Annotated in this window: 17 protein-coding genes; 12 read left to right on the top strand and 5 right to left on the bottom strand. The window is 74.5% G+C overall.

What is annotated here, in order from left to right; all coding sequences use genetic code 11:
• Positions 1 to 51: 51 nt before the first annotated feature.
• The 4 genes from ACFWMZ_RS04180 (at position 52) to ACFWMZ_RS04165 (ending at position 5219) form a co-directional block, all read left to right on the top strand.
• Positions 52 to 1104, top strand: coding sequence for an ABC transporter substrate-binding protein (locus ACFWMZ_RS04180; protein ID WP_383199448.1), 1053 nt, complete (start codon positions 52 to 54; stop codon positions 1102 to 1104).
• The gene (locus ACFWMZ_RS04175; protein ID WP_383179871.1) at positions 1101 to 2162 is read left to right on the top strand and encodes a FecCD family ABC transporter permease; all 1062 of its coding nucleotides are present in this window, start codon (positions 1101 to 1103) and stop codon (positions 2160 to 2162) included. Before ACFWMZ_RS04180 ends, ACFWMZ_RS04175 begins: the two co-directional genes overlap by 4 nt.
• Positions 2159 to 2968, top strand: a complete 810-nt coding sequence (locus ACFWMZ_RS04170) for an ABC transporter ATP-binding protein (RefSeq protein WP_383199446.1) — start codon at positions 2159 to 2161, stop codon at positions 2966 to 2968. The genes ACFWMZ_RS04175 and ACFWMZ_RS04170 overlap by 4 nt, the downstream gene beginning before the upstream one ends.
• A 1180-nt stretch (positions 2969 to 4148) precedes the next feature.
• Positions 4149 to 5219, top strand: a complete 1071-nt coding sequence (locus ACFWMZ_RS04165) for a PP2C family protein-serine/threonine phosphatase (protein ID WP_383199444.1) — start codon at positions 4149 to 4151, stop codon at positions 5217 to 5219.
• Between the two features lie 24 nt (positions 5220 to 5243).
• On the opposite strand, the gene ACFWMZ_RS04160 is transcribed toward ACFWMZ_RS04165, so the two are convergent.
• The 3 genes from ACFWMZ_RS04160 to ACFWMZ_RS04150 all read right to left on the bottom strand — a co-directional run bounded on the left by ACFWMZ_RS04160 (position 5244) and on the right by ACFWMZ_RS04150 (position 13573).
• Complete coding sequence (locus ACFWMZ_RS04160) at positions 5244 to 10163, bottom strand: DNA repair ATPase (RefSeq protein ID WP_383199442.1); 4920 nt, start codon at positions 10161 to 10163, stop codon at positions 5244 to 5246.
• A gap of 483 nt (positions 10164 to 10646) precedes the next feature.
• Positions 10647 to 12746, bottom strand: a complete 2100-nt coding sequence (locus ACFWMZ_RS04155; protein ID WP_383199559.1) for a flotillin family protein — start codon at positions 12744 to 12746, stop codon at positions 10647 to 10649.
• 212 nt (positions 12747 to 12958) lie between these two features.
• Complete coding sequence (locus ACFWMZ_RS04150) at positions 12959 to 13573, bottom strand: hypothetical protein (RefSeq protein WP_383182066.1); 615 nt, start codon at positions 13571 to 13573, stop codon at positions 12959 to 12961.
• A gap of 313 nt (positions 13574 to 13886) precedes the next feature.
• On the opposite strand from ACFWMZ_RS04150, the gene ACFWMZ_RS04145 reads away from it, so the two are divergent.
• The 4 genes from ACFWMZ_RS04145 to ACFWMZ_RS04130 all read left to right on the top strand — a co-directional run bounded on the left by ACFWMZ_RS04145 (position 13887) and on the right by ACFWMZ_RS04130 (position 18084).
• Complete coding sequence (locus tag ACFWMZ_RS04145) at positions 13887 to 14954, top strand: PucR family transcriptional regulator (protein WP_383182068.1); 1068 nt, start codon at positions 13887 to 13889, stop codon at positions 14952 to 14954.
• Positions 14955 to 15042: 88 nt separating this feature from the next.
• Positions 15043 to 16044, top strand: a complete 1002-nt coding sequence (locus tag ACFWMZ_RS04140; protein ID WP_383182070.1) for an endonuclease/exonuclease/phosphatase family protein — start codon at positions 15043 to 15045, stop codon at positions 16042 to 16044.
• Between the two features lie 664 nt (positions 16045 to 16708).
• Positions 16709 to 17584 carry a homocysteine S-methyltransferase gene (mmuM, locus tag ACFWMZ_RS04135; protein WP_383199557.1) on the top strand — a complete coding sequence of 292 codons (876 nt, stop codon included), beginning with the start codon at positions 16709 to 16711 and terminating at the stop codon, positions 17582 to 17584.
• A gap of 89 nt (positions 17585 to 17673) precedes the next feature.
• The gene (locus tag ACFWMZ_RS04130; protein WP_383199440.1) at positions 17674 to 18084 is read left to right on the top strand and encodes a VOC family protein; all 411 of its coding nucleotides are present in this window, start codon (positions 17674 to 17676) and stop codon (positions 18082 to 18084) included.
• A gap of 3 nt (positions 18085 to 18087) precedes the next feature.
• Here the strand turns inward: ACFWMZ_RS04130 and ACFWMZ_RS04125 are convergent, their stop codons facing one another.
• Both ACFWMZ_RS04125 and ACFWMZ_RS04120 read right to left on the bottom strand, forming a co-directional pair.
• Positions 18088 to 18843 carry a helix-turn-helix domain-containing protein gene (locus tag ACFWMZ_RS04125; RefSeq protein WP_383182074.1) on the bottom strand — a complete coding sequence of 252 codons (756 nt, stop codon included), beginning with the start codon at positions 18841 to 18843 and terminating at the stop codon, positions 18088 to 18090.
• Positions 18844 to 18889: 46 nt separating this feature from the next.
• Complete coding sequence (locus tag ACFWMZ_RS04120; protein ID WP_383182076.1) at positions 18890 to 20182, bottom strand: YihY/virulence factor BrkB family protein; 1293 nt, start codon at positions 20180 to 20182, stop codon at positions 18890 to 18892.
• 17 nt (positions 20183 to 20199) lie between these two features.
• On the opposite strand from ACFWMZ_RS04120, the gene ACFWMZ_RS04115 reads away from it, so the two are divergent.
• The 4 genes from ACFWMZ_RS04115 (at position 20200) to ACFWMZ_RS04100 (ending at position 25325) form a co-directional block, all read left to right on the top strand.
• Positions 20200 to 21834 (top strand): acyl-CoA dehydrogenase family protein, encoded by a 1635-nt coding sequence (locus ACFWMZ_RS04115; RefSeq protein WP_383199438.1) that lies wholly within the window; start codon positions 20200 to 20202, stop codon positions 21832 to 21834.
• 1261 nt (positions 21835 to 23095) lie between these two features.
• Entirely contained in the window at positions 23096 to 24385 is a 1290-nt protein-coding gene (locus tag ACFWMZ_RS04110; RefSeq protein ID WP_383199436.1) for a GAF domain-containing protein, read from the top strand.
• Between the two features lie 30 nt (positions 24386 to 24415).
• The gene (locus tag ACFWMZ_RS04105; protein ID WP_383199434.1) at positions 24416 to 25051 is read left to right on the top strand and encodes a GNAT family N-acetyltransferase; all 636 of its coding nucleotides are present in this window, start codon (positions 24416 to 24418) and stop codon (positions 25049 to 25051) included.
• A 187-nt stretch (positions 25052 to 25238) separates the two neighbouring features.
• Positions 25239 to 25325, top strand: coding sequence for a putative leader peptide (locus tag ACFWMZ_RS04100; RefSeq protein ID WP_383182141.1), 87 nt, complete (start codon positions 25239 to 25241; stop codon positions 25323 to 25325).
• Positions 25326 to 25368: the final 43 nt, after the last annotated feature.

Here is a 25368-nt window from a genome sequence, read left to right as displayed (position 1 = left end):
CCTGTACGCCAGGCTTCGCGACCGAGCCTCGACACCGAAAGCCGCACCCCTGTGCCTGTTGCGCCCTTCCGCCGGACCTCCCTCGCCGCATCCTGCGCCGCTCTCGCCCTGCTGCTCACCGCCTGCTCGGGCGGAAGCCCCGCGCCGGCCGACGACGCGAAGGGGGCCGGCGCGACGACTCTGAGGAACTGCGGCCGCACCGTGACCGTCGAGCAGCCGCCGCAGCGGGCCGTCTCGCTCAACCAGGACTCGACGGAGATCCTGCTCTCGCTCGGCCTCGCCGACCGGATGACGGGCACCGCGACCTGGACCGACCCGGTCCTGCCGCACCTGGCGAAGGAGAACGCCAAGGTGAAGCGGCTCGCCGACAACAACCCCTCCTTCGAGAAGGTCCTCGACGAGGAGCCGGACTTCGTCACCGCCTCCTTCGAGTCGACCCTCGGCAAGGGCGGCGTCGCCACCCGCAAGGCGTTCGAGGACCTCGGCGTCGGCACGTACGTCTCGCCCGCCGACTGCGCCAAGTCGAACACCGGCGACGGCGACGGCTCGCGTACGACGCCGCTCTCCATGGCCGACATCCACGGCGAGGTCACCGACCTGGCCGAGGTCTTCGGGGTCGAGGAGCGCGGGAAGAAGCTCGTCACCGAACTGACCCGGCGGGCGGAGAAGGCCACCGAGGGGCTCAGCACCAAGAAGGCGCCCGCGTCCGAACGCCCGACCCTGCTCTACTGGTTCGCCAACTCCGAGGCGCCGTACATGGGCGGCTGCTGCGGGGCGCCGGGCATCATCACCGAGGCGGTCGGCGGGAAGAACGTCTTCGACGACACCAAGGACGAGTGGCCGCAGATCAACTGGGAGACGGTCGCCGACCGCGACCCCGACGTGCTGGTGATCGGCGACCTGACGCGCAAGTCGCAGACGGCGGAGAGCGCAGCCAAGAAGATCGCCTTCCTGGAGTCCAACCCGGCCACCCGCACCATGACGGCGGTGAAGAAGAAGCGGTACGTGCTGGTGAGCGGCGCGGCGATGAACCCCTCGATCCGCACGGTCGACGGCATCGAGGAAGTCGCCGCCAAGCTGCGCCAGTTCGGGTTCGCCACGTGACCGCCACCGTCGCGCGGACCGGCCCGGAGCCCGGGCGGACGCGGCGGCGGCCCGGGGCGTGGACGCTCAGCCTCCTCGCCTTGGTCCTGCTGCTGGCCTCCGTCTCGGTCGCCATCACCATCGGCCCGGCCCGCGTCTCGGTGCCGGACGTCTGGGCGGTCGTCGCCTTCCGGCTCGGCGGCGGTGAGAGCGGCCTGACGCCGATCCGCGAGGGCATCGTCTGGGAACTGCGGCTGCCGCGCACCGTGCTGGCGGCGGTCTGCGGGGCGGGGCTCGCGGTCTGCGGGGTGGTCATGCAGTCGCTGCTGCGCAACCCGCTGGCCGACCCGTTCGTCCTCGGCGTCTCCTCCGGTGCCTCCACCGGCGCGGTCGCCGTGGTCGTCCTCGGCGTCGGCGGCGGCGCCCTCTCCGTCTCCACCGGGGCCTTCATCGGCGCGCTGCTCTCCTTCGGCCTGGTGCTGCTGCTCAGCCACAGCCTGGGCGGCACCACCGACCGGGTGGTGCTCTCCGGGGTGGCGGGCATGCAGCTCTTCTCGGCGCTCACCTCGTTCATCGTGATGTTCGCCGCCGACGCCGAGCAGACCCGGGGCATCCTCTTCTGGCTCCTCGGCAGCCTCTCCGGCGCCACCTGGACCGACGTCTGGGCGTGCCTGGCGGTGCTGGCGGTGGCGCTGGTGGTGTGCGGGGCGCGGGCCACCCAGCTCGACGCCTTCGCCTTCGGCGCGGAGAGCGCCGCCGCGCTCGGCGTCTCGGTGGCGCGGACCCGGCTGATCCTGCTGAGCGTCACCGCGCTGCTCACCGCCGCGCTGGTCAGCTCGGCGGGCGCGATCGGCTTCGTCGGCCTCGTGCTGCCGCACGCCGCCCGCGCCCTGGTCGGCACCCTGCACGGGCGGCTGCTCCCGGTGGCGGCGCTGAGCGGCGCGGTCTTCCTGGTCTGGGTGGACACGCTGGCCAGGACCGTGCTGGAGCCGCAGGAGATCCCGGTCGGCGTGGTGACCTCGCTGATCGGCGTGCCCGCCTTCGTCCTCATCATGTACCGGACCCGGAGGCCCTCATGACCGGTCGGAACGCAACCCCCGCCGACGACCGGCCCGTGCTCCGGGCCGAGCGGGTCTCCCGGTCGGCCTGCGGGCGGCTGATCCTCGACGGCGTGGGGCTGGAGGCACGCCCCGGCACCACGGTGGGCCTCATCGGACCCAACGGCTCCGGCAAGTCCACGCTGCTGCGGCTGCTGGCCGGGCTGCTCGCGCCGACCGGCGGCACCGTCACCGTCGACGGCGCCACCCCTGCCGAACTGGGCCGCCGCGAGACGGCCCGGCGGCTCGCCGTCGTCGGGCAGCACGCGACGACCGACACCGACCTGACCGTCCAGGACGTGGTCGGCCTCGGTCGCGTACCGCACCGCAGGGCCTGGTCGGCGCCGAGCCCCGCCGACCGGGAGGCGGTCCGCGCGGCACTGGAGCGGACCGGGCTGACGCCACTGGCGGGGCGGCTCTGGCACACGCTCTCCGGCGGGGAGCGGCAACGGGCCCAGATCGCCCGGGCGCTCGCCCAGGAGCCGCGTCACCTGCTCCTCGACGAGCCGACCAACCACCTCGACGTGCAGCACCAGTTGGAGTTGCTCTCGCTGGTGGCGGGGTTGCCGGTGACGTCCGTGGTGGCGCTGCATGATCTCAATCTTGCAGCGATGTTCTGTGATGAGATCGTCGTGCTTCGCGCGGGGTGTGTGGTGGCCTGTGGCGCTCCCGGGGTGGTGCTCACCGAGAGCCTGATCCACGAGGTCTACGGGGTGCGGGCCGTGGTCGCCGAGGGCGCCGGAGGGCGCCCCTTCGTCCGCTTCCTGCCCCCGGGCGGCCCCCACTGACCGGCCTCAACGGCCGGCCGGGCTTGGGTTTTGGCTGAGCGCCGCTCGACCGTGCCGGTCGCAGACGGCCTCGAACGCCGGCCGGGCTGGGGTTTGGCTCGGCGCCGCTTGACCGTGCCGGTCACAGATGGCCTCAAACGCCGGCCGGGCTGGGGTTTGGCTGAGCGCCGCTCGACCGTACCGGTCACAGACGGCCTCAAACGCCGGCCGGGCTGGGGGTGGTTGCGGTTCGCCTTGACCGTGCCGGTCACCGATTGGCCTCAAGCGCCGGCCGGGCTGGGATTTCGTCGGTCGCCGCTGCCCATGAGTGCGGCCTTGCCGAGGGGTTCGCGGTTTGTCCGCGGGGTGGCGCGGGCGGGGCCGCACCGGTGTACCTCCTCACAGACTGACGAGGCTGGAGCCAGTAGTGAGTTCTGGCTCCTCACGTCAGTCCGCTGCGGGGGCACCCCGGCCCGTCCCCGCCCTCCCGTCTCGTCGGCGGCCAACCGCCGGTGGCGGGTGGGGCCGTCACCGAGCAGTCTTCCGTCCGACAGGTGCGGCCGGCCGGCGGTCACTGTGGTGGATCGGTGGTGGGGGACGGTCTCGCCCACCACCGGCGGGTGGCCGCGTACGAGACCGTGGGGTGGGGTCGTGCCGGGGTGCCCCCGCAGCAAACTGACAACCTCGGCCGCCATACTCCAACTGACCCTTGAGCTGTCAGTTTGTGAGGAGGTACCCCGGCGCGGCCCCACCCCACCCACGTACCGGAGGAACCGCGAACCCCAAGCCCGGCCGGCGCTTGAGGCCATCTTGGACCGGCACGGTCGACACGGACAGAAGCCAAAACCCAGCCCGGCCGGCGCTTGAGGCCAGCAGGGACCGGCACGGCCAAGCCGCGGCGCAGCCACACCCCAGCCCGGCCGGCGCTTGAGGCCATCAGTGACCGGCACGGTCGGGACGGACAGGACGCCAAAGAACAGCCCGGCCGGCGCTTGAGGCCAATCAGGAGCCGGCACGGCCAAGCCGCGGCGCAGCCACACCCCAGCCCGGCCGGCGCCCGAGGCCGAATCGAACAGGATACGGACGAGCGGGCGTGTCTGCCCCCGCACCCCAGCCGGACCGTGTGAACTTCCCGTGCGGGACGCACCCCCGGTGCGTCCCGCCCCCCTCCGGACACGGCCGAAAGGCAGGGAGCACCGCGATGGACCGGATCGGACAGCGCTGGCCCGCGTACTCGGGGGCCGTGCCGTGGGCGCTGCTGGTCCTGGGCATCGTGATGGACCTGGCCACTCCCACCGAGGTCAGCGGTGGCCCGCTGATGGTGCTGGCCTGTGTGGCGGCCGGGGTCATCATGTCGTTCCGGGGCACGGTGCGCCTGGTGGTGGCGGCCTTCGTCATCGAGCTGCTGACCGGCCTCAGCCAAGGCGGCTTCGGCGACCACCAGGAGACCATCGACCTGGTGTACATCGTGGTCGCCGGGCTCGTCGCGCTCGACCTCGACCGCCTGCTCTTCCGCTACGGCAAGCGCATCTCGGCGGTCCGCACGGTCGCCGAGAGCGTGCAGTTGGCGCTGCTGCCCGATCCCCCGGTGCGGCTCGCCGGGTACGACATCGCCGCCTCCTACCGGGCGGCCCAGACCGAGGCGCGGATCGGCGGCGATCTGTACGCCGTCCACGACAGCCCCTGGGGAGTACGGGTCTTCATCGGGGACGTACGCGGCAAGGGGATGGGCGCGGTCAGCACCGTCGCCCTGCTGCTCGGCGCCTTCCGGGAGGCCGCGGAGGACGTGCCCACCCTGGAGGCGCTCGGCGCCCGGCTGGACCGCCGGATGTCCCGCGAGGCGGCCGGGCTGGGCGAGGAGCTGGAGCTGGAGGGGTTCGCCACGGCGGTCCTCGCGGAGTTCCCGCACGGCGGGCGGGCGGTGCGGCTGTTGAACTTCGGCCACCCGGGTCCGTACCTGGTGGCCGACCGGCACGCCCGGGCCCTCGACGCCGAGGTGCCGAACCTCCCCCTGGGCATGTCCGGGTTCGGCCAGGAGGTCTCGCCGCACCAGGAGCACCCCTTCCCGCCAGGGTCGAGTCTGCTCTTCGTCACCGACGGGGTGACCGAGGCGCGGAACTCCGAGGGCGCCTTCTTCGACCCGGCGCGGGAGCTGGAGGGCATGAGCTGCTCCTCCGCGCGGGCGGCGGTCGCCGGCCTCCTCACCCGCGTCGACGCGTGGACCAACGGCGTCTCCACCGACGACCGCGCGGTCCTCGCGGTCGCCCACTGACCGGCGTACGCGCCCCCGGTCTCGTCACCCGCCCCTGATCGCCCCCTCCACCGCCGCCAGCCGGTCGGCGAGGAGTCCGAGGGCGGCGACGGCACGGCCGAACTGGTCGCCGTCGGCGCCGCCGATCGCCTGGTGGCGGACGTGGGCCGCGCACACCTGGTCCCAGCGCGCGGCCTGTTCCTCGGTCAGCCGGCCGCGCAGGGCGGCCAGTTTCAGCAGGTTGGCCTCGGCGCCGCCGGTGAGGGTCTGGGCCTCGGCGCGGTAATGGTCGTCGACGAGCGCGGCCAGCTCGGCCGCGTCCATGACCGGGGAGATCCGCTCGGCGATGCGGTTCATGTTGCGGTACGAGCCCTGGAGGCGGAACGGGGGTTCGGTACGGGTCTCGTCGGCCTGGGCGGCGGAGGCGATGTACGCGGAGTTGACCGCGAGGACCGTCTCGCGGGCCGTCAGCAGGTGGCGCAGGACGGCGGTGGCGCGCTCGCGCTCGACGGGCGGGCAGGGCGCCAGGAGCGCGTCGGGCCGGGCGGAGGCGTCGCCGCGGGCGAAGCGGAGGAAGAGGTCGAGGTCGGCGCGGTCGCGGCCGGCCAGCGGGGCGAGGTCGGGGTGGGAGGTGAGGGCGTTCTCCACGAAGCTCTGCGCGAAGGCGTCCTCCTTGCCGGTGAGGACGTCGCCGAGGTTCCAGACGTCGGCGCGGTTGGCGAGCATGTCCGGGACCCGGAAGAGGTGCCCGGACTCGGTGTACGGGTTGCCGGTCATGCAGATGGCGAAGCGCTTGCCGCGCAGGTCGTAGCTGCGGGCGCGGCCGTCCTGGACGCCGTCGACGCGGCGTTGGGCGTCGCAGAGCGGGATGAACTTCTGGAGGAGTTCGGGCGAGAGGTGCTGGATGTCGTCGATGTGGAGCAGGGTGTTGCTGCCCGCGGCCAGCGCGAAGTTGATCTTTTCGATCTCCTGGCGGGCGGTGGCGTCGGGCGCCTCGGCCGGGTCGAGCGAGGTGACGCGGTGGCCGATGGCGGGCCCGTCGACGCGGACCCGGAGCAGGCCGAGGCGGTCGGCGACGTACTCCATCAGAGTCGTCTTGCCGTAGCCGGGCGGGGAGAGGAGGAGCAGCAGGCCGCTGTGGTCGGTGCGGCGGGCGGCTCCGGCGGCGCCGATCTGCTTGGCGAGGTTGTCGCCGACGAGCGGCAGGTAGACCTCGTCGATGAGGCGGTTGCGGACGAAGGAGGTGAGGACGCCGGTGCGGTGCTGGTCGAGGCGGAGCCGGTCGCGTTCGGCGGCGACCAGGGCGGCGCGGCGGGCCTGGTAGGCGCGGAAGCCGGGCAGGGTGCGGGTGGCGAAGTGCCGGGTGCGGGCGAGGAAGGTGTCGAGCCGCAGGGCGAGGGCGCGGTGGTGGATGCGGGGGTGGTCGCCGAGGAGCCCGTCGGCGGTGGCGGTCAGCGGCGCGTCCAGCTCGTACCGGCCGAGCTCCGGGCAGAGTTCGATGGCGGCGGCCTCGGCGAGGTCACCGGGTTCGGTGGTGTCGCCGCTCGCGGCGGTGGCGGCGGTGAGCCAGGCGGTGACGAGCTGGTGGGCGGCGGGCAGGGAGCCGGGGCCGAGAGCGGCCAGGTCCTCGTCGTACGCGGTTCCGGCGGCGCGGCGGAACTTCTCCAGCAGGGCGCGCGCGGCGCCCCCGGTGGCGAACCCCTCGCGCGGGTCGGCCAGTTCCTCGAAGAGGTAGGCGGCGGCGAGGCCGGTGTCGACGCCCTCGGTGGCGGGTGTGCCGCTCGCCGCGAGGGCGTCGGCGAGTTCGGCGCGCAGTTCCTCCTCGGCGTAGGTGGCGCCGAAGGTGGCGCGGGCGCGGGCCAGTGAGCGGGCCCTGCGGGTGAGGTCGGCACGGGCGGCGGGCTCGGTGTGGTGAGCCCAGAAGAGCTGGGTGGCGGCGCGTTCGGCGGCGGGGAAGCGGAGCAGGCCGGCGCCCTGGTGGAGCGGCAGCAGGGCGCCGAGGATCCGTACGGTGTCGTGGTCGTGGACGCCGCGCTCGTACCCCTCCTCCGGTGCGGCCTCGGCGGCGGCGCGCACCAGTGCGGGCAGGTCGGCGGCGGCGAGGGCGTCGGCGCCGTGGGTGGTGAGGAGGCGGGCGGCGAGGTGTTCGGCGCGGTAGACCTCGGCGGACTCCGAGGGGAGGGTCTGCGTCCAGTAGGGGCGGGTGGCGGCGAACTCCGGGTCGGTGACGGGGCTGCGGTAGTCGGTGCCGCTGAGGGCGAAGGCGAGGGTGTCGCCGTCGGGGACGAGGGTGAGTTCGGCGGGGCGGGTGGTGACGGCGAAGCGGTGGCGGCCCAGGCGTACGGTGCGCCCGCCGTCGGCGTAGAGGTCGGCGCGGTCGCGCAGCGCGCGGGTGGCCTCCTGGCGGGCGGCCTTGAGCCGTCCGGCGAGTTCCTCGGCGCGGACCGGGTCATCGGCCTCGCGCAGCGCCTCGATGGTGCGGGTCACCTTGGCGGCCATCGGGTCGGTGGCGAGGAAGGCGGTGACCGCCTCCTGGTCGGGGAGGGCCGCCAGGCGCCGGGTGAGGGAGGTGAGGACCCGGTCGGCGGAGTCGGCGAGCCGCTGGGCGTGGCGGGCGCGGGCGTCGGCGAGGGTCTGGCCGCGGGTGGTGAACGCCTCGTGGATCTCCTCGCGCCGGGCGGCGAGGTCGTCGAGGAAGACGTCCTGTTCGGCGAAGCGGCTCTCCAGGTCCTCGACGCGCAGCAGCAGCCCGGCGAGCTGCTCGGCGCAGTGCTCGGGGGTGTCGGCGGCGGCCAGCGCGGCGGTGGTGGCCTGGGCGAGGAGGGCGAGTTCGGCGCCGAACTCGGCGCGGCCCTCGGTCTCGGCGAGGGCGCGGCGGCGGGCGGCGAGGGTGGCGCGGGCGCGGTTGACGGCGCCGAGGACGTCGGCCACGGCTTCCAGGATGCCGGTGCGGACGGTGGCGTCGGAGATGTCGATGCCGGCGACGACCTCGGAGACGGTGGTGAGCCGTTCGGTGTGCTCGTCCAGGCTGCGGGTGAGCGGTTCGGCCTCGGCGGCGGTGGTGAGGGCCTCGGCCTCCTCGGTGAGGCGGGCCGCTTCCTCGTGGTGGGCGGCGAACGCGTCGGGGCGGGCGAGGTGGCTGACGGCGCGGCGGGCGGCGGCGGCCGTCTCCTCGCCGAGGTCGGCGGCGAGCCGGTCGGCGCGCTCGGGGTCGGCGTACCGCAGCTCCTTGGTGGCGAGGATGCGGCCGTGGGCGCGGCGCAGCGCGGTGAGCGAGGCGACCCAGGCGTCGGCGGACCTGGGCACCTCGCCCCGGACGCGGCGGACGAGGGCGGCGGCGTCGGCGGCGGCCTCGTCGAGGGCCTGGGCGGCCTGCCGCGTGAGGTCGGTGACGTGCTGGAACTCGTCGATGATCTGCCCGGCGGTCTGCCGGATGCGGTCCAACGGCTCGTGCAGCGCGCCGAGTTCCGGATCGCCGAGCCAGGGGTGCCGGTCCAGGACGGCGGCGCAGTCGTCGCGCAGCGCGCGGTAGACAGCGGTGGTGGGCGCGGTGGCGCCGCCCGCGGTACGGGCGAGCGAGAGGCAGGCGCCGAGCGCCCGCACCAGGTCCGGGTTGCCGACCCGGGCCAGGGGGCCGTCCCCGCCGTAGGCCTCGGCCCGGGTGTCGGCGACGTAGGGGGTGCGCCAGAGCTGGACGGGGTGGACGCGGGTGGGCTCGCCGCCGTCGCCGGCGCGGAGCACGGCGAGGGTGCCGTCGTCGTGCCGGGCCCAGCCGGTGCAGCGCAGCGGGGCGGCCAGCTCCTTGCGGAGCATGTTGTACGAGAGGAGCAGCCCGGGGGCGAGGCCGTGGGCGTGGTACGCGTACAGCACGTCCTCGCCGAGCGGGGAGCGGATCTCGCGGTCGAACTCCAGGGCGGCGCCGGTCTCGGCCTCGAAGCTCTTGCCGGTGCCGGTGGCGAGGAACATCCCGCCGGGGTGGACGACCCCCTGGTCGTCGGGGAGGCGGCGGAAGGCGCCGTCGGGGGCGTCGAGCCGGTGGACGGCGCCGGTCGGGGTGTGCACGACCAGGTGCCGCCAGCCCTCCTCCTTGTACGGGCGGACCCGCAGCAGGACGAGCGGGCCGACCCGGGCGTGGGCGATGTCGGCGTCGGCCAGCGACTGGAGGGGCTCGTCGACGGGCTCCTGGTGGGCGGGGGCGGGGTCGTCGCCGGTGGTGACGGTGAGGTGGCCGCCGACCGTGGAGACGCCGACGCCCTCGCCGAGGGCGACGTACGGCTGACGGCCCAGGACGCCGACGACGTGCTCCTCGCGGGTGGCCGGGGTCCAGACGACGCCCGGGCCGCCGGGGGCGGGTCCTCGGGCGTCGCGCTCGCCCCGGGCGTCGAGGAAGGCGACGGTGGAGTCGGCGGCGACGGACCAGCGCAGCACCCGCAGGTCCTCGACGCGCTCGCCGGTCCGGAAGACGGCGAGCAGCTTCTGCCCGGCCCGCCGCAGGCGGAGCAGCCGGGCCCGGCGGTAGTAGCGGTGCAGCGCCGCGAACTCGGTCCGGAAGGCCGGGTCGTCCAGGAGCCCGGGCACCGCGTCCTCGGGCAGCGCCGAGCCGTCGCGGGCGTGCAGCGAGAAGACGTCCCCGACGGCGGGCCCGCCGTCGGCCGTGACGGTGTCGGGCAGGTCCCGTACGCCGAACAGCAGGACGTCGCCGAGTGCGGCGAGGTCGGCGGCGCGGGCCGGGTGGGTGGTGCGCAGGGTGAGGGTGCCGGTGGCCGCCGGGGCCGTCGACCCGAACGCCTCGGTACGGCGGGCGTCCAGCGCCTCGGCCCGGCGGGCCAGTTCGCCCGCCTGGGCGGCGAGCCGGTCCCGCAACACGTCGTAGGCGGCGCCGTCGAGCCCGGGTCCGGCGGCGGTACCGCCGGCCGGGGCGGCGGCCTGGTCCTGGGGGTGCGGGGCGGTGGGCGAGGTGGTCATCTGCTGGGTGCTCCTTGGGCTGTGCCCGGCGGGCGGGGCCTTCGTCCCTCGGCGGGGCTGGTCGCGGTCGCTGCGGGGCCGCCTTCTGCGGTGGGTTCTTCGGGGCGGGGGTGGCCGGGCTCTTCCGGTGCGAGAGGCCGGCGCGGGCCGGCGCGGGCCGTTGCCGGCAGCGTCAGCCGGGCCTGGTCCGCACCATGTCGGTGTGGCGGGCCGGGCGGTGCACCGGGAGGTCCCCTGGCGGGCCGCCCGGGTGGCCGGTCACCCGGGCGGCCCGTCCTCCCCCTGTTTCCCCCTTCGGTCGGAGGGCCGGTCCGGGCCGGAGCTGCCGCCCCCTGTGTCGGCAGCTACGGGTCCCGGACCGGCGCTCCGGTCGGGTGCGGGGCGCCCCCGTGGCCCCGCGGTCCGGCGTCCGGCGTGGCCGCCGCCCGGTGGTCGGCCGGGCGGGCGTCCGGTGGTGCCGGAGCCGTGGTCGGTGGCGGGGGGTCAGTCCGCCGTGCCGGTCGCGCCGTTGCGGGCGGGCCCGGCCGGCGCGGGCGCCGCGTCGGCGGTGAGCAGCCCGGCCTCGCGGGCCCGGTCGAGGAGTTCCCCGGCGCGGTCGGCGGTCAGGCCCTCCTTGGCGAGGCGGCCCATCAGCGCCGAGGCGCTGAGGTCGCGCAGGCCTCCGCTGGTGACCGAGGACAGGACGCTGGTCAGGTCGCCGGTGAAGGAGCTGGTGCCGTCGAGCCAGTCGGCGCCGAGCCGCTGGGCGGTGGTGGAGTTGCCCACGAAGGCGTCCAGGCCCTTGCCGAAGGAGACCGAGTCCATGATCCGGTCGAAGAAGACCGACTCGCCGCCGACGATGTTGATGTCGGCGCTCTCCAGGCCGGTGGCGAGCACGGTGGCCTGCGCCTCGGCGACCTCCTTCTGCGCCTGGAGCCCGGCGAGCCGGATCTCCTTCTCTGCGGCGAGCCGCAGCCGGTACTCCTCGTGCCCCCGGGACGCCTCGTCCAGGGCGGCCATGGCGGCGGCCTTCTCGGTCAGTCCTGCCGCCTCGGCCTTCAGCTTCTCGCCGACGGCCGCGGCGTCCGCGCTCGCCTGGGCCGTGGTGCCCTCGGCGCGGGCCAGCGCCTTGGCGCGCTCCCCCTCGGCCTCGGCGCGCAGCCGCGCCTCGGTGGCCTGGGCCTCGGCGAGGCCGGTCTTCTCCACCGCGTCGGCCTCCTTCTCCTGGACCTGGACGCGGGCCAGTCCCTCGGCGGCCTGCTCCGCCTGGACGCCTTCGGCGAGCTTCAGCTTGGCCTGGGCTTCGAGCCCGGCGGCCTTGACCCGGGCCTCGGCGAGGGTGACCTCCTCGTTGGCCCGGTGCACGGCGGCCTGCTCGGCGGCCTCGGCGGCCTTGATGTCCTTCACCAGCTGCTCCTGGGCGACCGCCTCGGCGGCGATGACCAGGGCCTGCCGGTCGCGCTCGGCCTCCTCGACGGCGCGCAGCCGCTTGATGGACTCCTCCTGCTCGGCCACGGTCCGGTCGACGGCGACGCGTTCGCGGATGACCTCGGCGATGTCGCGGCGCTCGGCCTCGACCTCCTTGTCGGCGGCGATCCGGGTCAGTTCGGTCTCCCGGTCGCGGGCGATGACCTCCAGCAGGCGGTCCTTCTCGATCCGCTCGGACTCGACCGCGATGACGCGCTCGCGGTTCTTCTGGGCGACGGCGATCTCGCGGGCCTGGTTCTCGCGCTGCACGCCGAGGTTCTCCTCGGTGTGCAGGAAGGCGGTCTGGGCGCGCAGCCGCTCCTCCTCGGTGACCCGGGCGATCTCGGCCTCCTCCCGGGCGCGGAGCGTCTCGATCTCGCGGCGCTGCTTGATCTCGGCGTCGGAGCGGCGGCGTTCGAGTTCCAGGATCGCCTCGCGGGCGTCGACGTCCTGGCGGGTGATCTCCTTCTCCTCGTGCCGCTGGAACTCGTTGGTGCGGACGTGCTCGGCGGCGGTCAGCTCGGTGATCTTGCGGATGCCCTGGGCGTCGAGGATGTTCGCCGCGTCGAGCTGGGAGAGCGGCGTCTGCTCGACGTAGTCGATCGCCGCGTCCTCCAGGCTGTAGCCGTTGAGGTCGGTGCCGATGACCGCGATGATGCGGTCGCGGAACTCCTCGCGCTGGGTGTAGAGGTCGGTGAAGTCGAGCTGCTTGCCGACGGTCTTGAGGGCCTCGGAGAACTTCGCGTTGAAGAACTCCTGGAGGGCGTCGGCGTCACTGGCGCGGGCGGTGCCGATGGACTGGGCGACCCGGATGACGTCCTCGACGGTCTTGTTGACGCGCAGGAAGAACTGGATGCGGATGTCCGCGCGGATGTTGTCGCGGCAGATCAGTCCCTCCCGGCCGGTGCGGGAGATCTCCAGCGTCTTGACCGAGATGTCGAGCGTCTCGGCCTTGTGCAGCACGGGCAGGACGACCTGCCCGGTGAAGGTCACGTCGACCGAGCGGACCTTGGAGACGATCAGTGCCTTGCCCTGTTCGACCTTGCGGAACAGGCGGGTCACGGTCAGCAGCAGGGCGATCAGGATCAGCAGGACGACGACGCCTGCGGCGCCGACCCCCCAGGTGATGGCATTCACAAGCGGCCTCACGGGGTCATGGGGACGTGCGTCGGCACGTCCGGGCGGGTACGGGGTGTGGCCGTGCCCGCCGGATGGGCGGTGTGCGGTACCGGGCCCGCGGCGGCCGACCGGCGCCGCCGCCGGAGACGGGGGCCGGGACGCGAGCGTGCGGGGCCTGGAGCGGTCGTACGGGTAATGCTGAGTTAGTCGTTACGGGTGCTGTCGGTCGGTCAGGGGCGGATGCGCGGGTCGAGTGCCGCGTCGAAGGGCGCCACCCAGAAGAACTCTCCGGCCACGTCGTAGGCGTAGAGCAGTCCGGTCCGGCCCGAGCTGAGGGCCGGGTCGGGGTCGCTGGCGCGGACCTGGACGATGGCCGTGGAGCCGTCCTCGGCGACCACCTCGGCCTGTCCGAACCTGCCGTCCACCCGCCCGGTGCGGATGGTGCAGGTGGAGCCGACGAAGTCGAGCCGGGACGGCCCGGGTTCGTCGGGGAAGAGCGCGCGCAGGGGCCGCAGCAGCAGCCGGGTCAGTCCCCAGGCCGCCAGCAGGGCGGCGGCCAGGGCGAGGAGGACGAGGGCGGCGTGCGGCACGCCTGCCGTGTCGGTGCGTCCCACCAGGACCCCTCCGGTGAGGCTGGCGAGCCAGCCGGTGGTGACGTAGACGGAGACCGCCACGGTCACCGGGACCCCGCCGAGGCCGAGTGCGCCGAGGTCGGCGTCGGCGTCGAAGCCGTCGGCGTCGGCGATGCCGAGCAGGACCAGGACCCAGAAGACCAGGACGACGGCGAGGGCGGCGGTGAAGACGACGGTGGGAAAGCGGCTGATCGTGCCGATGAACTCGTCCATGCCCGTCTTCCCCTCCGTGCCCGCGGCGGTGCCCCTCGCACCCCGCTCCCCCGGGTGGACGGGCGCCGCACGGACCACGGTCCGGCCGGGACGTCCCGGCGGCACCGCGAAGGTTTCCGCGGTGCGGCACCGGGACGCTCTCCCCGTTTCCACCGAGACCATCCTGACAGGCCGTCGGCAGCGCACGCATTGCCGTGTTCCGGCAATCTTGATGCATCCTTGATGCCGGATGCGGTCCCCGCGAAGCCCCCGCCAGGCCGCATCCGATGCGTTAAGAAGGCGCTAACAACCCGCCAAGAAGGAGAGGGACCCCTTGACGACCGAGCAGCGGACCGATGACTGGGTGTCCGGTTATGACCGGATACTCGCGGAGGTGGGCGAGACCGGACGGCGGCTCACCCGGGAGGAGATACAGGACCGCAGGACACTGGGCGAGCGGGCCGCCGATGCCGGGATCCCCCTGCGCGCCCTCGTCGGCCGCCACTTGGCCATGACCAGGGAGCACTGGCCGGTCTCGGCCCGCACCCCGGCGGCGGTCGACGGGGTGCTGGCGGCTGTGGAGCAGACCGTGGACGCCTTCGCCTCGGGGTACGAGCGGGCGCAGCGGCTGGCGGTGCGGCAGGAGGAGGCGGCGCGCCGGGAGTTCATCGACGACCTGCTGTACGGGCGCAGCGACCTCGGGCGGATCGCGGAGCGGGCGGAGCGGTTCGGGCTGCTGCTGTCGCACGCGCACGCGGTGGCGGTGGCGGTGGGCCCGGAGCCGTACGACGAGACGGACCCGGTGCCGCAGTTGGTGGAGCGGGCGCTGACCGGGCGGTTCGGCGAGCGGTCGATCCTGGTGACCACCAAGGACGGGCGGCTGATCTGCGTCGCCCCCGCCGACCAGGAGGAGGTGCTGCTGTACTTCGCCAAGCAGGCGCACGCGGCGACCGACGGCGGGCAGGTCGCGGTGGGCCGGCCGCACCCGGGGGCGGGCGGGGTGGTGCAGTCCTACGAGGAGGCGCTGAACGCCCTGGACCTGGCCGAGCGGCTGGAGCTGGACGAGCCGGTGGTGCGCTCGGCCGACCTGCTGGTCTACCCGGTGCTGACCCGGGACCGGCAGGCCATCGCCGACCTGGTGACCAGTGTGCTGGGGCCGCTGACGCAGGCGCGGGGCGGCGCCGAGCCGCTGATGGACACCCTCATCGCCTACTTCGACGCGGGGTGCGTGGCGGCCCAGGCGGCCCGGGACCTGAGCCTGAGCGTGCGCGCGCTCACCTACCGCCTGGCCCGCATCCACCGGCTGACGGGCCACAACCCGGCCGATCCGCTGCAACGTTACACCTTGCAGACAGCCGTGCTGGGGGCTCGCCTGGCAGGCTGGCCCGGGACCCCGCTGTAAGGGCCGGGCCCGCCGTACAGGAGGGTGGAGCCCCCGGACACGGGCGTCCGGGGAGTTCACGACGGACGCACACGGGGGTGCGCGAGGGATGACGGCGTACGACGGTTCCGCGACGGCGGACGGCGGGGCGCGGCCCCCCGAGGAGGGCGGGCGGGGGCGAAGGCGGCCGCCGGGGCGGTTCGGCGCGGCGGTGTCGGTGGTGCTCGCCGTGGTGCTGCTCTTCCCCTGGCTGGTGCCCAACGCCCGGTTCCGCGCGGGGAGCCTGGTGGAGACCTTCCTGCCGTGGCTCGGGGTGCTCGCCGTGGTGCTGCTGTCGGCCGGGCTCGCGCGGCGCTCGCCGCTCGCGGTCGGGGCGGCGCTGCTGCCGCTGCTGGCATGGCTGGTGCTCTTCGCGCCGCTGGTGACGGGCGGGACGACCGTCGAGGGGGCGCGGCTGTCGGTGGTGCAGCACAACGTGAGCGACGTGAACCCCGATCCGGTGGGCACCGCGCAGGCGCTGGCCGCGCCCGGGCCCGACCTGATCGCGGTGGAGGAGCTGACCGAGGAGGCGGCCCCCGCCTACCGCCGGGCGCTGCGCGAGGCGTACCCGCACCACGTGGCGTACGGGACGGTCGCCCTCTGGTCGCGCCACCCGCTGCTCTCGGACGAGCCGGTGGACCTGCGACCCTCCGGGGTGGGCGATCAGTGGCGGCGGGGGCTGCGCACGGTGGTGCGTACGCCCCACGGGGACCTCGCCGTGTACGTGGTGCACCTGCCGTCGCTGCGGATCACCTCCGAGGGGATGCGCACCCAGCGCCGCGACGAGAGCGCGCGGCTGCTCGGGGAGCGGCTGGAACGGGAGCGGGCCGGGCGGGTGCTGGTGGTCGGCGATCTCAACGGCACCCTCGACGACCGCGGGCTGGCGCCGGTCACCGGCCGCCTCGGCACTCCGCAGGGGCGTTTCGCGTTCAGCTGGCCGGAGCGGTTTCCGGTGGCCCGGATCGACCATGTGCTGGGTCGGTCGGCGGCTGTCGTGGGGCTGCACACGCTGCCGGCGACCGGGAGTGATCATTTGCCGGTGTTGGCGCGGGTTGATTTGCGTGGGGGCTGAGATTGGCCTCAAGCGCCGGCCGGGCTGTATGTGGCCGCCGCGCACCGGACGACCGTGCCGGCCACCGATGGCCTCAAACACCGGCCCAGCTTGGAAAGGTGGCCTCAAACGCCGGCCGGACTGTAAGTGGTCGCTGCGCGTCGGACGACCGTGCCGGCCACCGATGGCCTCAAACACCGGCCCAGCTTGGAAAGGTGGCCTCAAACGCCGGCCGGGCTGTGAGTGGCCGCCGCGCGCCGACCGTCAGCACCGGTCAGCGATGGCCTCAAACGCCGGCCCTGCTTGGAGGGGCCCCTCGGCCGGGCCCGGAGAGAAACGTCTGCCAGGTTCGGGGAGGAGCGTTGGTCGGGGCTAGGGGGTGTCTGACAGACCCTGCGCGGTGTCCGCGGTCTTCGGTGCGTGCTCTCGGCGTGCCGGACGAAGGTCCTCGTAACGGAGCTACTTGGGCCTTCGTCCGGTGCGGCGAAGGGGGCACCTCCCTGGTCGAGCGAAGCCGAGAGCTTGGGGGCGCGTGCCGGGCGCCGCGGGCGCCGTGCGGGGTTTGCCAGACGCTCCCTAGGGGGGCTTGTGGCGGTCGGGGTGGGGCGGGGTGCGGTACCAAGGAGGGGTGAGTTCTTGGTCGGTGGGTTCTGTGGCCTTCGTCGATGCGCTCGGGCGGCGCCCGCTGGTGCTGGACGGGGGGCTTTCCGAGCAGCTTGAGGTGCGGGGGCATGATCTGGCGGACGCGTTGTGGTCGGCGCGGCTGCTCGCGGACGCGCCCGAGGAGGTGGTGGCGGCGCACCGCGCGTACTTCGCGGCCGGGGCCCAGGTGGCGATCACCGCCAGCTACCAGGCGACCTTCGAGGGCTTCGCCCGGCGCGGCACGGGTCGCGCGGCCACCACCCGCCTGCTGACCGCCAGTGTGGAGCTGGCCCGGCGCGCGGCCGACGAGGCGCGGGCCGACGACGGTGTGGTGGGCCCGCTCTGGGTGGCGGCGTCGGCGGGGCCGTACGGGGCGATGCTCGCCGACGGCTCGGAGTACCGGGGGCGCTACGGTCTGACCGTCGCGGAGCTGGAGCGCTTCCACCGGCCCCGGCTGGAGGTGCTGGCCGCCGCCGCGCCCGACGTGCTCGCCCTGGAGACGGTGCCGGGCGCGGACGAGGCCCGGGCTTTGCTGCGGGCGGTACGCGGGCTGGGGGTGCCCGCCTGGCTCTCGTACTCGGTCGCGGGCGGCCGTACCCGCGCCGGTGACCGCCTGGCGGACGCCTTCGCCCTGGCCGCCGCCGCCCCCGAGGTGGTGGCGGTCGGCGTCAACTGCTGCGACCCGCGCGACGTGGAACCCGCGGTCCGGCTGGCCGCCCGCGTCACGGGGAAGCCGGTGGTGGTCTACCCGAACAGCGGGGAGCACTGGGACGCGGCCGCCCGCGCCTGGCGCGGCCCCGCCCAGCCGCTCGCCGAGGGGGCGCAACGGTGGGTGGCGGCGGGGGCCCGGCTGGTCGGAGGGTGCTGCCGGGTGGGGGCGGGGGCCGTGCGGGAGGTGGCTTCGGTGGTACGCGGGTAGGAGCCCGGAGGCCCGGCCTCGCCCAGCGCCGCCCCAGGGATGCCGATTCGTTCAAGACCGCGCGGTCCGCCCCTGCCTACGCTCGCCCCATGAGCACTCAGACATCCGGTCGGGTCCGTTTCGACGCGCTCGGCATCACCACCACCGACCTGGCCGCCTCCCTCGCCTTCTACCGGCGGCTCGGCCTGGAGTTCCCCGAGGACGCCGAGAAGGCGCCACACGTCGAGGCCGTCCTGCCCGGCGGGACCCGCCTCATGTGGGATCCGGTGCCGGACGGAGAGGCGGCGCCCGGGGGCGGCGGCCCGCAGCTCGGCTTCCGCTGCGACTCCCCCGCGGTGGTCGACGCCCTCTACGCCGAGCTGACCGAAGCCGGCCACCGGAGCGTCACCCCGCCGTGGGACGCCGTCTGGGGACAGCGGTACGCGGTGGTCGCCGACCCTGACGGCAACGGCGTCGACCTGTTCGCGCCACTGGACACCCTTCCCGGGGCCGTCGGCTGATCCTCACCCGCGCAGCAGGGCTCCGGGGGTCAGCCCGGTCAGCGCGCGCACCTCGCGGCCGAGGTGCGGCTGGTCGGCGTACCCGGCGCGGTACGCGACCTCGGCCGCGGGGAGGCCGGCGGCGCCCAGTTCCCGGGCGCGGCCGAGGCGCAGGATGCGGGCGAGGGTCTTCGGGCCGTAGCCGAAGGCGTCGCGGGAGAGCTGGTGCAGGCGGCGGGGTCCCACACCGAGGGTCTTCGCCGCCTCGGTGACGGAGGTGCCGTCGGCGAGCAGCGCCACGAGGTGGAGCAGGCGCGGGTCGGGCGCCGGTCGCCCGGCGGCGTGCCGCGCGGCCCAGGCGTCGAGAGCGCGGCCCGGGGTGTCCGCCGCCTCCAGGCGGTCGGCGAGGGCGCGCACCCGGGCGGCGGGCCAGAGGTCGGCGAGGTCCACCCGGCGGTCGCGCAGGGCGTGGGCGGCGACGCCGAGCAGGGCGGGGGCTGTGCCGGGGGCGAAGCGGACGGCGGCGTAACGCGTGCCGGGCAGGTCGGCGGCCGGGTGCGGGCCGGTGTCGGGCCCCGCCACGGTCAGCCGCCCGGGGCCGCCGCCGGGCGGCACGGCCCACAGCAGGTCCATGCAGCCGTCGGGCAGGACGGGCCGCACCGGTGCGGCGGGCATCGTCCGGGTCCAGAGGACCGCACCGGGGAGGCGCGCGGGACGCTCCCGGTACGCGCCGGTGCCGACGGGCTGGCCGGCGGAGCCGGCCGGGTCGACGGGATCCATGGGATCAGCGTAGGCCGGTGGGCCGACGGGCGCGGGCGCGGCGGTGTCAGCGGTCGCGGTCGCCGGGGCGGTCGCCCGGAGGGTACGCCGGTTCCGGTGGGGCCGGCGGGCGCGGGGCGGGGGTGCCGGTGCGGGGCGGCTGCCGGACGGGCTCGTCCTGGCCGGGGTCGGTCCGGCCGGGGTCGGTCCGCGTCGTCTCCGCGCGGGCGGGGGCCTGTGGGGTGGCTCCGCGCCGGGTCTGGCCGCGCAGGCGGCCGGTGACGTCCTCGGGCGGCAGGAACTTGGACCAGCGCTCGGGGAACTCGGAGGGCATGTCCGGGTCGTCGGGGTCGTCCCGCTCGGCCCGGCTGGCGGCGACCCGGGCGGCAGCGGCGGCCGCGCGCTCCTCGCGGGCGGCGTCGTTGGCGGCGCGGGCGGCGGCGGTGGCCACCGAGGGCCAGACCCGGTCGATGGCGGCGTTGACGGCCGCACCGACCAGGACCGCGAAGGCGGAGACGCCGATCCACAGCAGTACGGCGACGGGGGCGGCCAGCGAGCCGTAGATGGTGGGGCCCTCGACCGTGTTGGTCAGGTAGATCCGCAGCAGGAAGCTGCCGAGGACCCACATGCCGAGGGCGACCAGCGCGCCCGGGGTGTCCTCGGTCCACGGCGAGCGGACCGGGACCGAGACGTGGTAGAGCGTGGTCAGGAAGACCACGGAGAGCACGATGATCACCGGCCAGTAGAGCAGCTGGACCAGGTTCTCGCTCCAGGGCACCACGGAGACGAGGGTGTCCGGGCCGATCACCATCAGCGGCAGCACCACCGAGCCCATCAGCAGGGCCACGATGAAGAGGCCGAAGGCGAGCAGCCGTGTCTTGACGATGCCCCGGACGCCGTCCAGCCCGTACATGACGGTGATGGTGTCGATGAAGACGTTCACCGCGCGCGAGCCGGACCAGAGCGCCAGCAGGAAGCCGATGGAGATCAGGTCGGGGCTGCCGCCCTTGGTGACGTCGTGCAGGATCGGCTGGGCGATCTCGCGGACGCCCTGGTCGGAGAGGACCGCCCGGGACGCCTCCAGGATGTTCTGCTCCACGCTGGCGATGGTGTCGGCGCCGGTCCAGCTGTCGACGTAGCCGAGCAGGCCGACCAGGCTGAGCAGCAGCGGCGGCACGGAGAGCAGCGTGAAGAAGGCGGCCTCCGCCGCCAGCCCGAGGATGCGGTACTCCATGCAGGAGTTGACGGTGTCCTTCAGCAGCAGCCAGGCGGTTTTCCGTTTCGACACGTTGCGGTAGAGCGCACGAACCCGTCGAAGTCGGCCGGAGGGCCGCTCGGGTGTTTCTTTTGCCTGGTCCACGTCTTTACCGTAGCGGCATGGCAGCCAGCACCCACACCGTGACCAACCAGCCTCCGCCCCTGGTCGGGTATGACGTCTACGCGGCGGACCGCGCGCTCACCGAAGGTGTGGAGCGCCATCTGGATCCGGCGCTCCTCGACGAGGCCACCACCGAGCTCTCCGAACTGGGGCGTGCCGCCGGTTCCACGCAGGCCCGGGAGTGGGGGTTCGAGGCCAACGAGAACAGCCCCGTGCTGCGCACCCACGACCGGTACGGCCACCGGATCGACGAAGTCGACTTCCATCCCGCCTGGGACCGGCTGCTGGGCCATGCGGTGTCGGCGGGGCTCACCTCCGCCTGGTCGCGGCCCGGCGGCCACCTGCGGCGCGCGGCCGGGTTCCTGGTCTGGACGCAGGCCGAGGCGGGGCACGGCTGTCCGCTCTCCATGACCCACGCCGCCGTCCCCGCGCTGCGCCGGGAACCGGAGCTGGCCGCCTTCTGGGAGCCGCTGCTCACCTCGCGGACGTACGACCCGGGGCTGCGGCCCGTCGCCGAGAAGGCCGGTGCCCTGTTCGGGATGGGGATGACCGAGAAGCAGGGCGGCAGCGACGTCCGGGCCAACACCACCCGCGCGGAGCCGCTCGCCGAGGACGGTACGTACCTGCTGACCGGGCACAAGTGGTTCTGTTCGGCGCCGATGTCCGACGGCTTCCTGGTCCTGGCGCAGGCGCCCGCCGGGCTCTCCTGCTTCCTGGTGCCGCGAGTGCTCCAGGACGGGACCCGCAACCCGTTCGCCATCCAGCGGCTCAAGGACAAGCTGGGCAACCGGTCCAACGCCTCCAGCGAGGTCGAGTTCGACGGGACCTGGGCGCGGCGGGTGGGCGAGGAGGGGCGCGGGGTCCGCACCATCATCGACATGGTCGCCGCGACCCGCCTGGACTGCGTCCTCGGCAGCGCGGCGACGATGCGGCAGGCGGTGGCGCAGGCGCTGCACCACGCCGCGCACCGGGAGGCCTTCGGCGGGCTCCTCGCCGACAAGCCGCTGATGCGCAACGTCCTCGCCGACCTCGCCCTGGAGTCGGAGGCCGCCACCACGCTGGCGCTGCGGCTGGCCGCCGCGTACGACGACGGGAGCGAGGCCGAGCAGGCGTTCCTGCGGATCGCGGTGCCGGTCGCCAAGTACTGGGTGACCAAGCGGTGCACAGCGGTGGCCGCCGAGGCACTGGAGTGCCTGGGCGGGAACGGGTACGTGGAGGAGTCGGGAATGCCGCGGCTGCTGCGGGAGTCGCCGCTCAACTCCCTCTGGGAGGGGTCGGGGAACGTCCAGGCCCTCGACGTGCTGCGCGCGATCGGCCGCGAGCCCGGGGCGCTCAACGCCTTCCTCTCCGAGGTCGGCCTGGCGCGCGGCGCCGACCACCGGCTCGACGGGGCGATCAAGCAGCTCCTCACCGAGCTGGCCGACCTCGCCGGCATCGAGGGGCGGGCCCGGCGGCTCGCCGAGCGGATGGCCCTCGTCCTCCAGGGCTCCCTGCTCCTCCGCTTCGCCCCGCCGGAGGTGGCCGACGCCTTCTGCGCCTCCCGCCTGGGCGGCGACTGGGGGCACGCCTTCGGCACTCTCCCCCACACGCTCGATCTGGGCGCCGTGGTCGAACGGGCGACGCCGGAGGTGTGAGGAGGCGGGATGATGCATGCCGGGCGACGGGAAACCCCGGCCGGAGCTGGACCGACAAGGCGGACGGAGAGGGTGGGGAGACGGATGTCCTTTCTGAGCTTCGCGACCGACGAGGTCAAGGAGATGGCCAGCAAGCTCGACCAGAGCGGCGGCCACATGAAAGGTGCTTCCAAGGAGATGAAGCGCGCCGACACGAAGCAGGTGGGCCACAAGGCCCTGGAGTCCGCCTGCGACGACTTCGCCGAGTCCGGGACAACGGCTTCGGCCGGCTGTCCAAACTCACCGAGGGCGTCTCGAAGTTCGCGAACAAGGTCGCGGAGGAGTTCGCCCGGCTCGACCAGAAGCTCTACGACGAGCTGAGGAAGGCCGGCGACGGGCGAGGAGAGCGGTGAGTCTGCGGCGTCATCTCAGAAGAAGGAGCTGTTCCCGGACGCACTCAGGCACGAAAGGCTTCCCGGCATGCGCGCGGGCCCGCCTGGAAGCCGTCCAGGCTTGTCTCCCAGCCCACCAGAGCCCGGTGGCCGGAGTGCATGGAGGTGAGCGCCCTGCCGAGTAAGGGGGGACCTTGTCGACGGAGTCGGTGAACACGTCGGCGGACTTCCCCACCCAGATGCCGTCCGATGTCCCCAGCTTGCTCAGCTGGGACAGGGCGGCTCCTCCGTCACGCACCACCCGGCCCACCGCCGCGACGATCAGCCGCACGGTCTCAGGTTCCCCCGGCGCGGGATCGAACCCGAGGTTCGCATACCTCGACGGACTCATGTCCCCCCCCACATCTGACACGGATCGGCCCCCGCTTTCGCGGGACGTTCCCCACCTGCCGCTGCAGAAGTTACAAGGACAACATCAGCCCAAAAACCAGCCCGCCCGGCGCTTGAGGACTCATTTCAAGCCCGTCCGGCGTTTGAGGAGACCCCACCCCAGCCCACCCGGCGCCTGACGACACACTCCCAGCCCGTCCGACGCCTGGGGACAAAAAAGGGGGTGATGCCGCGCCGACACGGCACCACCCCAAAGCAGCCACCCCCTCGACCAGAGCCGAAGGCGAAACCACCCCCCAAGCTTCAACCCCCACCCCACCTCGCACGAGAGTTGCAAAGGGTTGCAGCCCGATCCGCGAAGTCCACCCCCACACCCCCCGCTCCCAGGCACGATGTCCCCAGCACACCCGGCACACCCCCGCGCGGAGCGCACCCCGCACCCCGCACCCCGCACCCCCCGCGCGGAGCGCACCCCCGGGCGACGATCGAGGAGACACACCGTGACCCAGGCAGCCATCGACCTAGGCCGCCTCGCCGGCCGGGACGTGGGCCGCGCGGCGAGGCTGATGGCCGAGGCGCACGCGGCAGCGCTCTCCGGCAAGCCCCCGGCCGTCCCGCCCCGCCCGGAGATAGGCGCGTCCTGGGAGCGGATGCTGCGCCGGGGCGTCGACCCGGAGCGCGCGGTCCGCCCCCGCCCGCTCACCTCGGCCGAGCTGGCCGAGCGCCGCCAGCGCTCGCACCTCACCGAGGTGCTGCCGCTGCTGCGGGACGGCCTCGTCTCCGTGGCCGAGTCGGCGCAGCACATCATGGTCGTCTGCGACGCGGACGGCGTCGTGCTGTGGCGCGAGGGCCATCAGTCGGTGCTGCGCCACGCGGACGCGATAGGGCTGGCTCCGGGCGCCGACTGGCGCGAGGCCACCTCGGGCACCAACGGCCTCGGTACGCCCCTGGTGGCCCGCCGCCCGGTACAGGTCTTCTCGGCCGAGCACTTCGTCCGCGCCCATCACCGGTGGACGTGCTCGGGCGCCCCGATCACCGACCCGCGCGACGGCCGCCTGCTGGGCGTGGTCGACGTGAGCGGCCTGCTGGAGACCCTGCACCCGGCGATGCTGAAGCTGGTGGAGTCGGTGGCGAAGCTGGCCGAGGCGGAACTGCGCGCCCGCCATCTGCGCGGCCTGGACCGGCTGCGTTCGGTCGCGGCGCCGCTGCTGGCCCGGATCGGCGGGCGGGCCGTGGCGGTGGACGAGGAGGGCTGGGTCGCGGCGGTCACCGGCATGGCGCCGGTGGACCGGCTGCCGCTGCCCCGCACGCTGAGCGCGGGCCCGGTCCGGCTCGGCCCGCTGGGCCTCTGCTCGGCCGAACCGCTGCCCGGCGGCTGGCTGCTGCGCCCGGCCCTGCGCCCGCACGCGGGGGTCGCCCGGCTGCGGCTGGACCTCTCCGAGCCGGGCCGGCCGTCGCTGACGGTGGCGGGTGAGGTCGGCTCGTGGACCCACGACCTCTCCCCGCGCCACGCCGAGCTGCTGTTCCTGCTGGCGGGCGAGGAGTCGGGGTGTTCGGCGGGCGCGCTGGCCGAGGCGGTCTTCGGGGACGCCGGGCGCCGGGTGACGGTCCGGGCCGAGCTGTCGCGGATGCGCCGCTACCTGGGCGAGCTGCTGGAGCACCGCCCGTACCGCTTCCGGGAGGGCACCGGCGTGGAGGTGGTGCTCCCCGAGGACCGGTCGGCGCTGCTGCCGCACTCGCTGGCCCCGGCGGTGGTGCGGGCCCGCGCCGGGACGGCCCCCCGCCGCTGAGCGGGGCGGGGGGCGTGGTTGCCTGGCCGCATGAGCATCACCGTGACCACCTGGTACCTGGAGCAGACCTCCCCTGGGGATCTGCGCCCCGCCACCCCGGCCCGCGCCCGCGCGGCCGACATGGCCGGCGAGGGCCCGCTGATCATGCGGGCCGAGACCCCGTCCCCGGAGTTCAGCCGCTTCCTCTACGCCTCCGTCGGCCAGGACATCCGCTGGACCGACCGGCTGGCGCTGACCTGGGCCGAGTGGGAGCGGGCGGTCTGCCGTCCGGAGGTGGAGACCTGGGTGGCGTACGACCGCGGCACGCCCGCCGGGTACGCCGAACTGGAGGCGGCCGCCGACGGCTCGGTGGAGATCGTCTACTTCGGGCTGATCCCGGCCTTCCGGGGGCGCGGGATCGGCGGGCCCCTGCTGTCGGAGGCGGTGGCCCGTGCCTGGGACCTGGGTGAGCGGCGGGAGGGCTTCGCGCCGACCAAGCGGGTGTGGCTGCACACCTGCAGCAAGGACGGGCCGCACGCGATGGACAACTACCTGCGGCGCGGCTTCCGGCTGTACCGGACCGAGACCGCCGAGGAGGACGAGGTGGCGACGCCCGGTCCGTGGCCGGGCGCCGGTCCGCTGCCGTACGACGTCGAGGAGCCCGGACGGCCGGCCGTCGGGGGCTGAGTGCTCGTCAGAGGAGGGCCGTCCGCCGAGGCGTGACCGTTCCGCCCGTAAAGATCGCTTTTCGTGCCGTGCCGGCTCCGGTCGCCGAGCCGCCTCACCGACACCCTTGTCCCACGATGCGGGACAAGGGTGTCCGCATGCTGGATTACGGTGGACTGCCGGAAGAGCGTCGTGCCACGCTTCCGTCATGTCTACAGCTGGAATTGCCTTGGTGAGTCGGCGGCACGTCGATCTCGGCCGCATGTCCAGCGCCATCTGTCGGGTCGGCCGCTAGCTCCGGCAGCGCCACCCTCCCCCCTTTCCCCGCCCGGCCCGCA

The organism is Streptomyces sp. NPDC058373 (assembly GCF_042723275.1).
Lineage (GTDB): Bacteria > Actinomycetota > Actinomycetes > Streptomycetales > Streptomycetaceae > Streptomyces.
This window is presented reverse-complemented; position numbering and strand designations above follow the sequence as displayed.

Excerpts from the sequence above, each read along its gene's own strand:
- ACFWMZ_RS04125 (WP_383182074.1), bottom strand. The coding sequence starts at position 18,843 with ATGGATCCCGTCGACCCGGCCGGCTCCGCCGGCCAGCCCGTCGGCACC.
- ACFWMZ_RS04140 (WP_383182070.1), top strand. The coding sequence starts at position 15,043 with ATGACGGCGTACGACGGTTCCGCGACGGCGGACGGCGGGGCGCGGCCC.
- ACFWMZ_RS04115 (WP_383199438.1), top strand. The coding sequence starts at position 20,200 with ATGGCAGCCAGCACCCACACCGTGACCAACCAGCCTCCGCCCCTGGTC.
- ACFWMZ_RS04105 (WP_383199434.1), top strand. The coding sequence starts at position 24,416 with ATGAGCATCACCGTGACCACCTGGTACCTGGAGCAGACCTCCCCTGGG.
- ACFWMZ_RS04170 (WP_383199446.1), top strand. The coding sequence starts at position 2,159 with ATGACCGGTCGGAACGCAACCCCCGCCGACGACCGGCCCGTGCTCCGG.
- ACFWMZ_RS04165 (WP_383199444.1), top strand. The coding sequence starts at position 4,149 with ATGGACCGGATCGGACAGCGCTGGCCCGCGTACTCGGGGGCCGTGCCG.
- ACFWMZ_RS04160 (WP_383199442.1), bottom strand. The coding sequence starts at position 10,163 with ATGACCACCTCGCCCACCGCCCCGCACCCCCAGGACCAGGCCGCCGCC.
- ACFWMZ_RS04100 (WP_383182141.1), top strand. The coding sequence starts at position 25,239 with ATGTCTACAGCTGGAATTGCCTTGGTGAGTCGGCGGCACGTCGATCTC.
- ACFWMZ_RS04130 (WP_383199440.1), top strand. The coding sequence starts at position 17,674 with ATGAGCACTCAGACATCCGGTCGGGTCCGTTTCGACGCGCTCGGCATC.
- ACFWMZ_RS04150 (WP_383182066.1), bottom strand. The coding sequence starts at position 13,573 with ATGGACGAGTTCATCGGCACGATCAGCCGCTTTCCCACCGTCGTCTTC.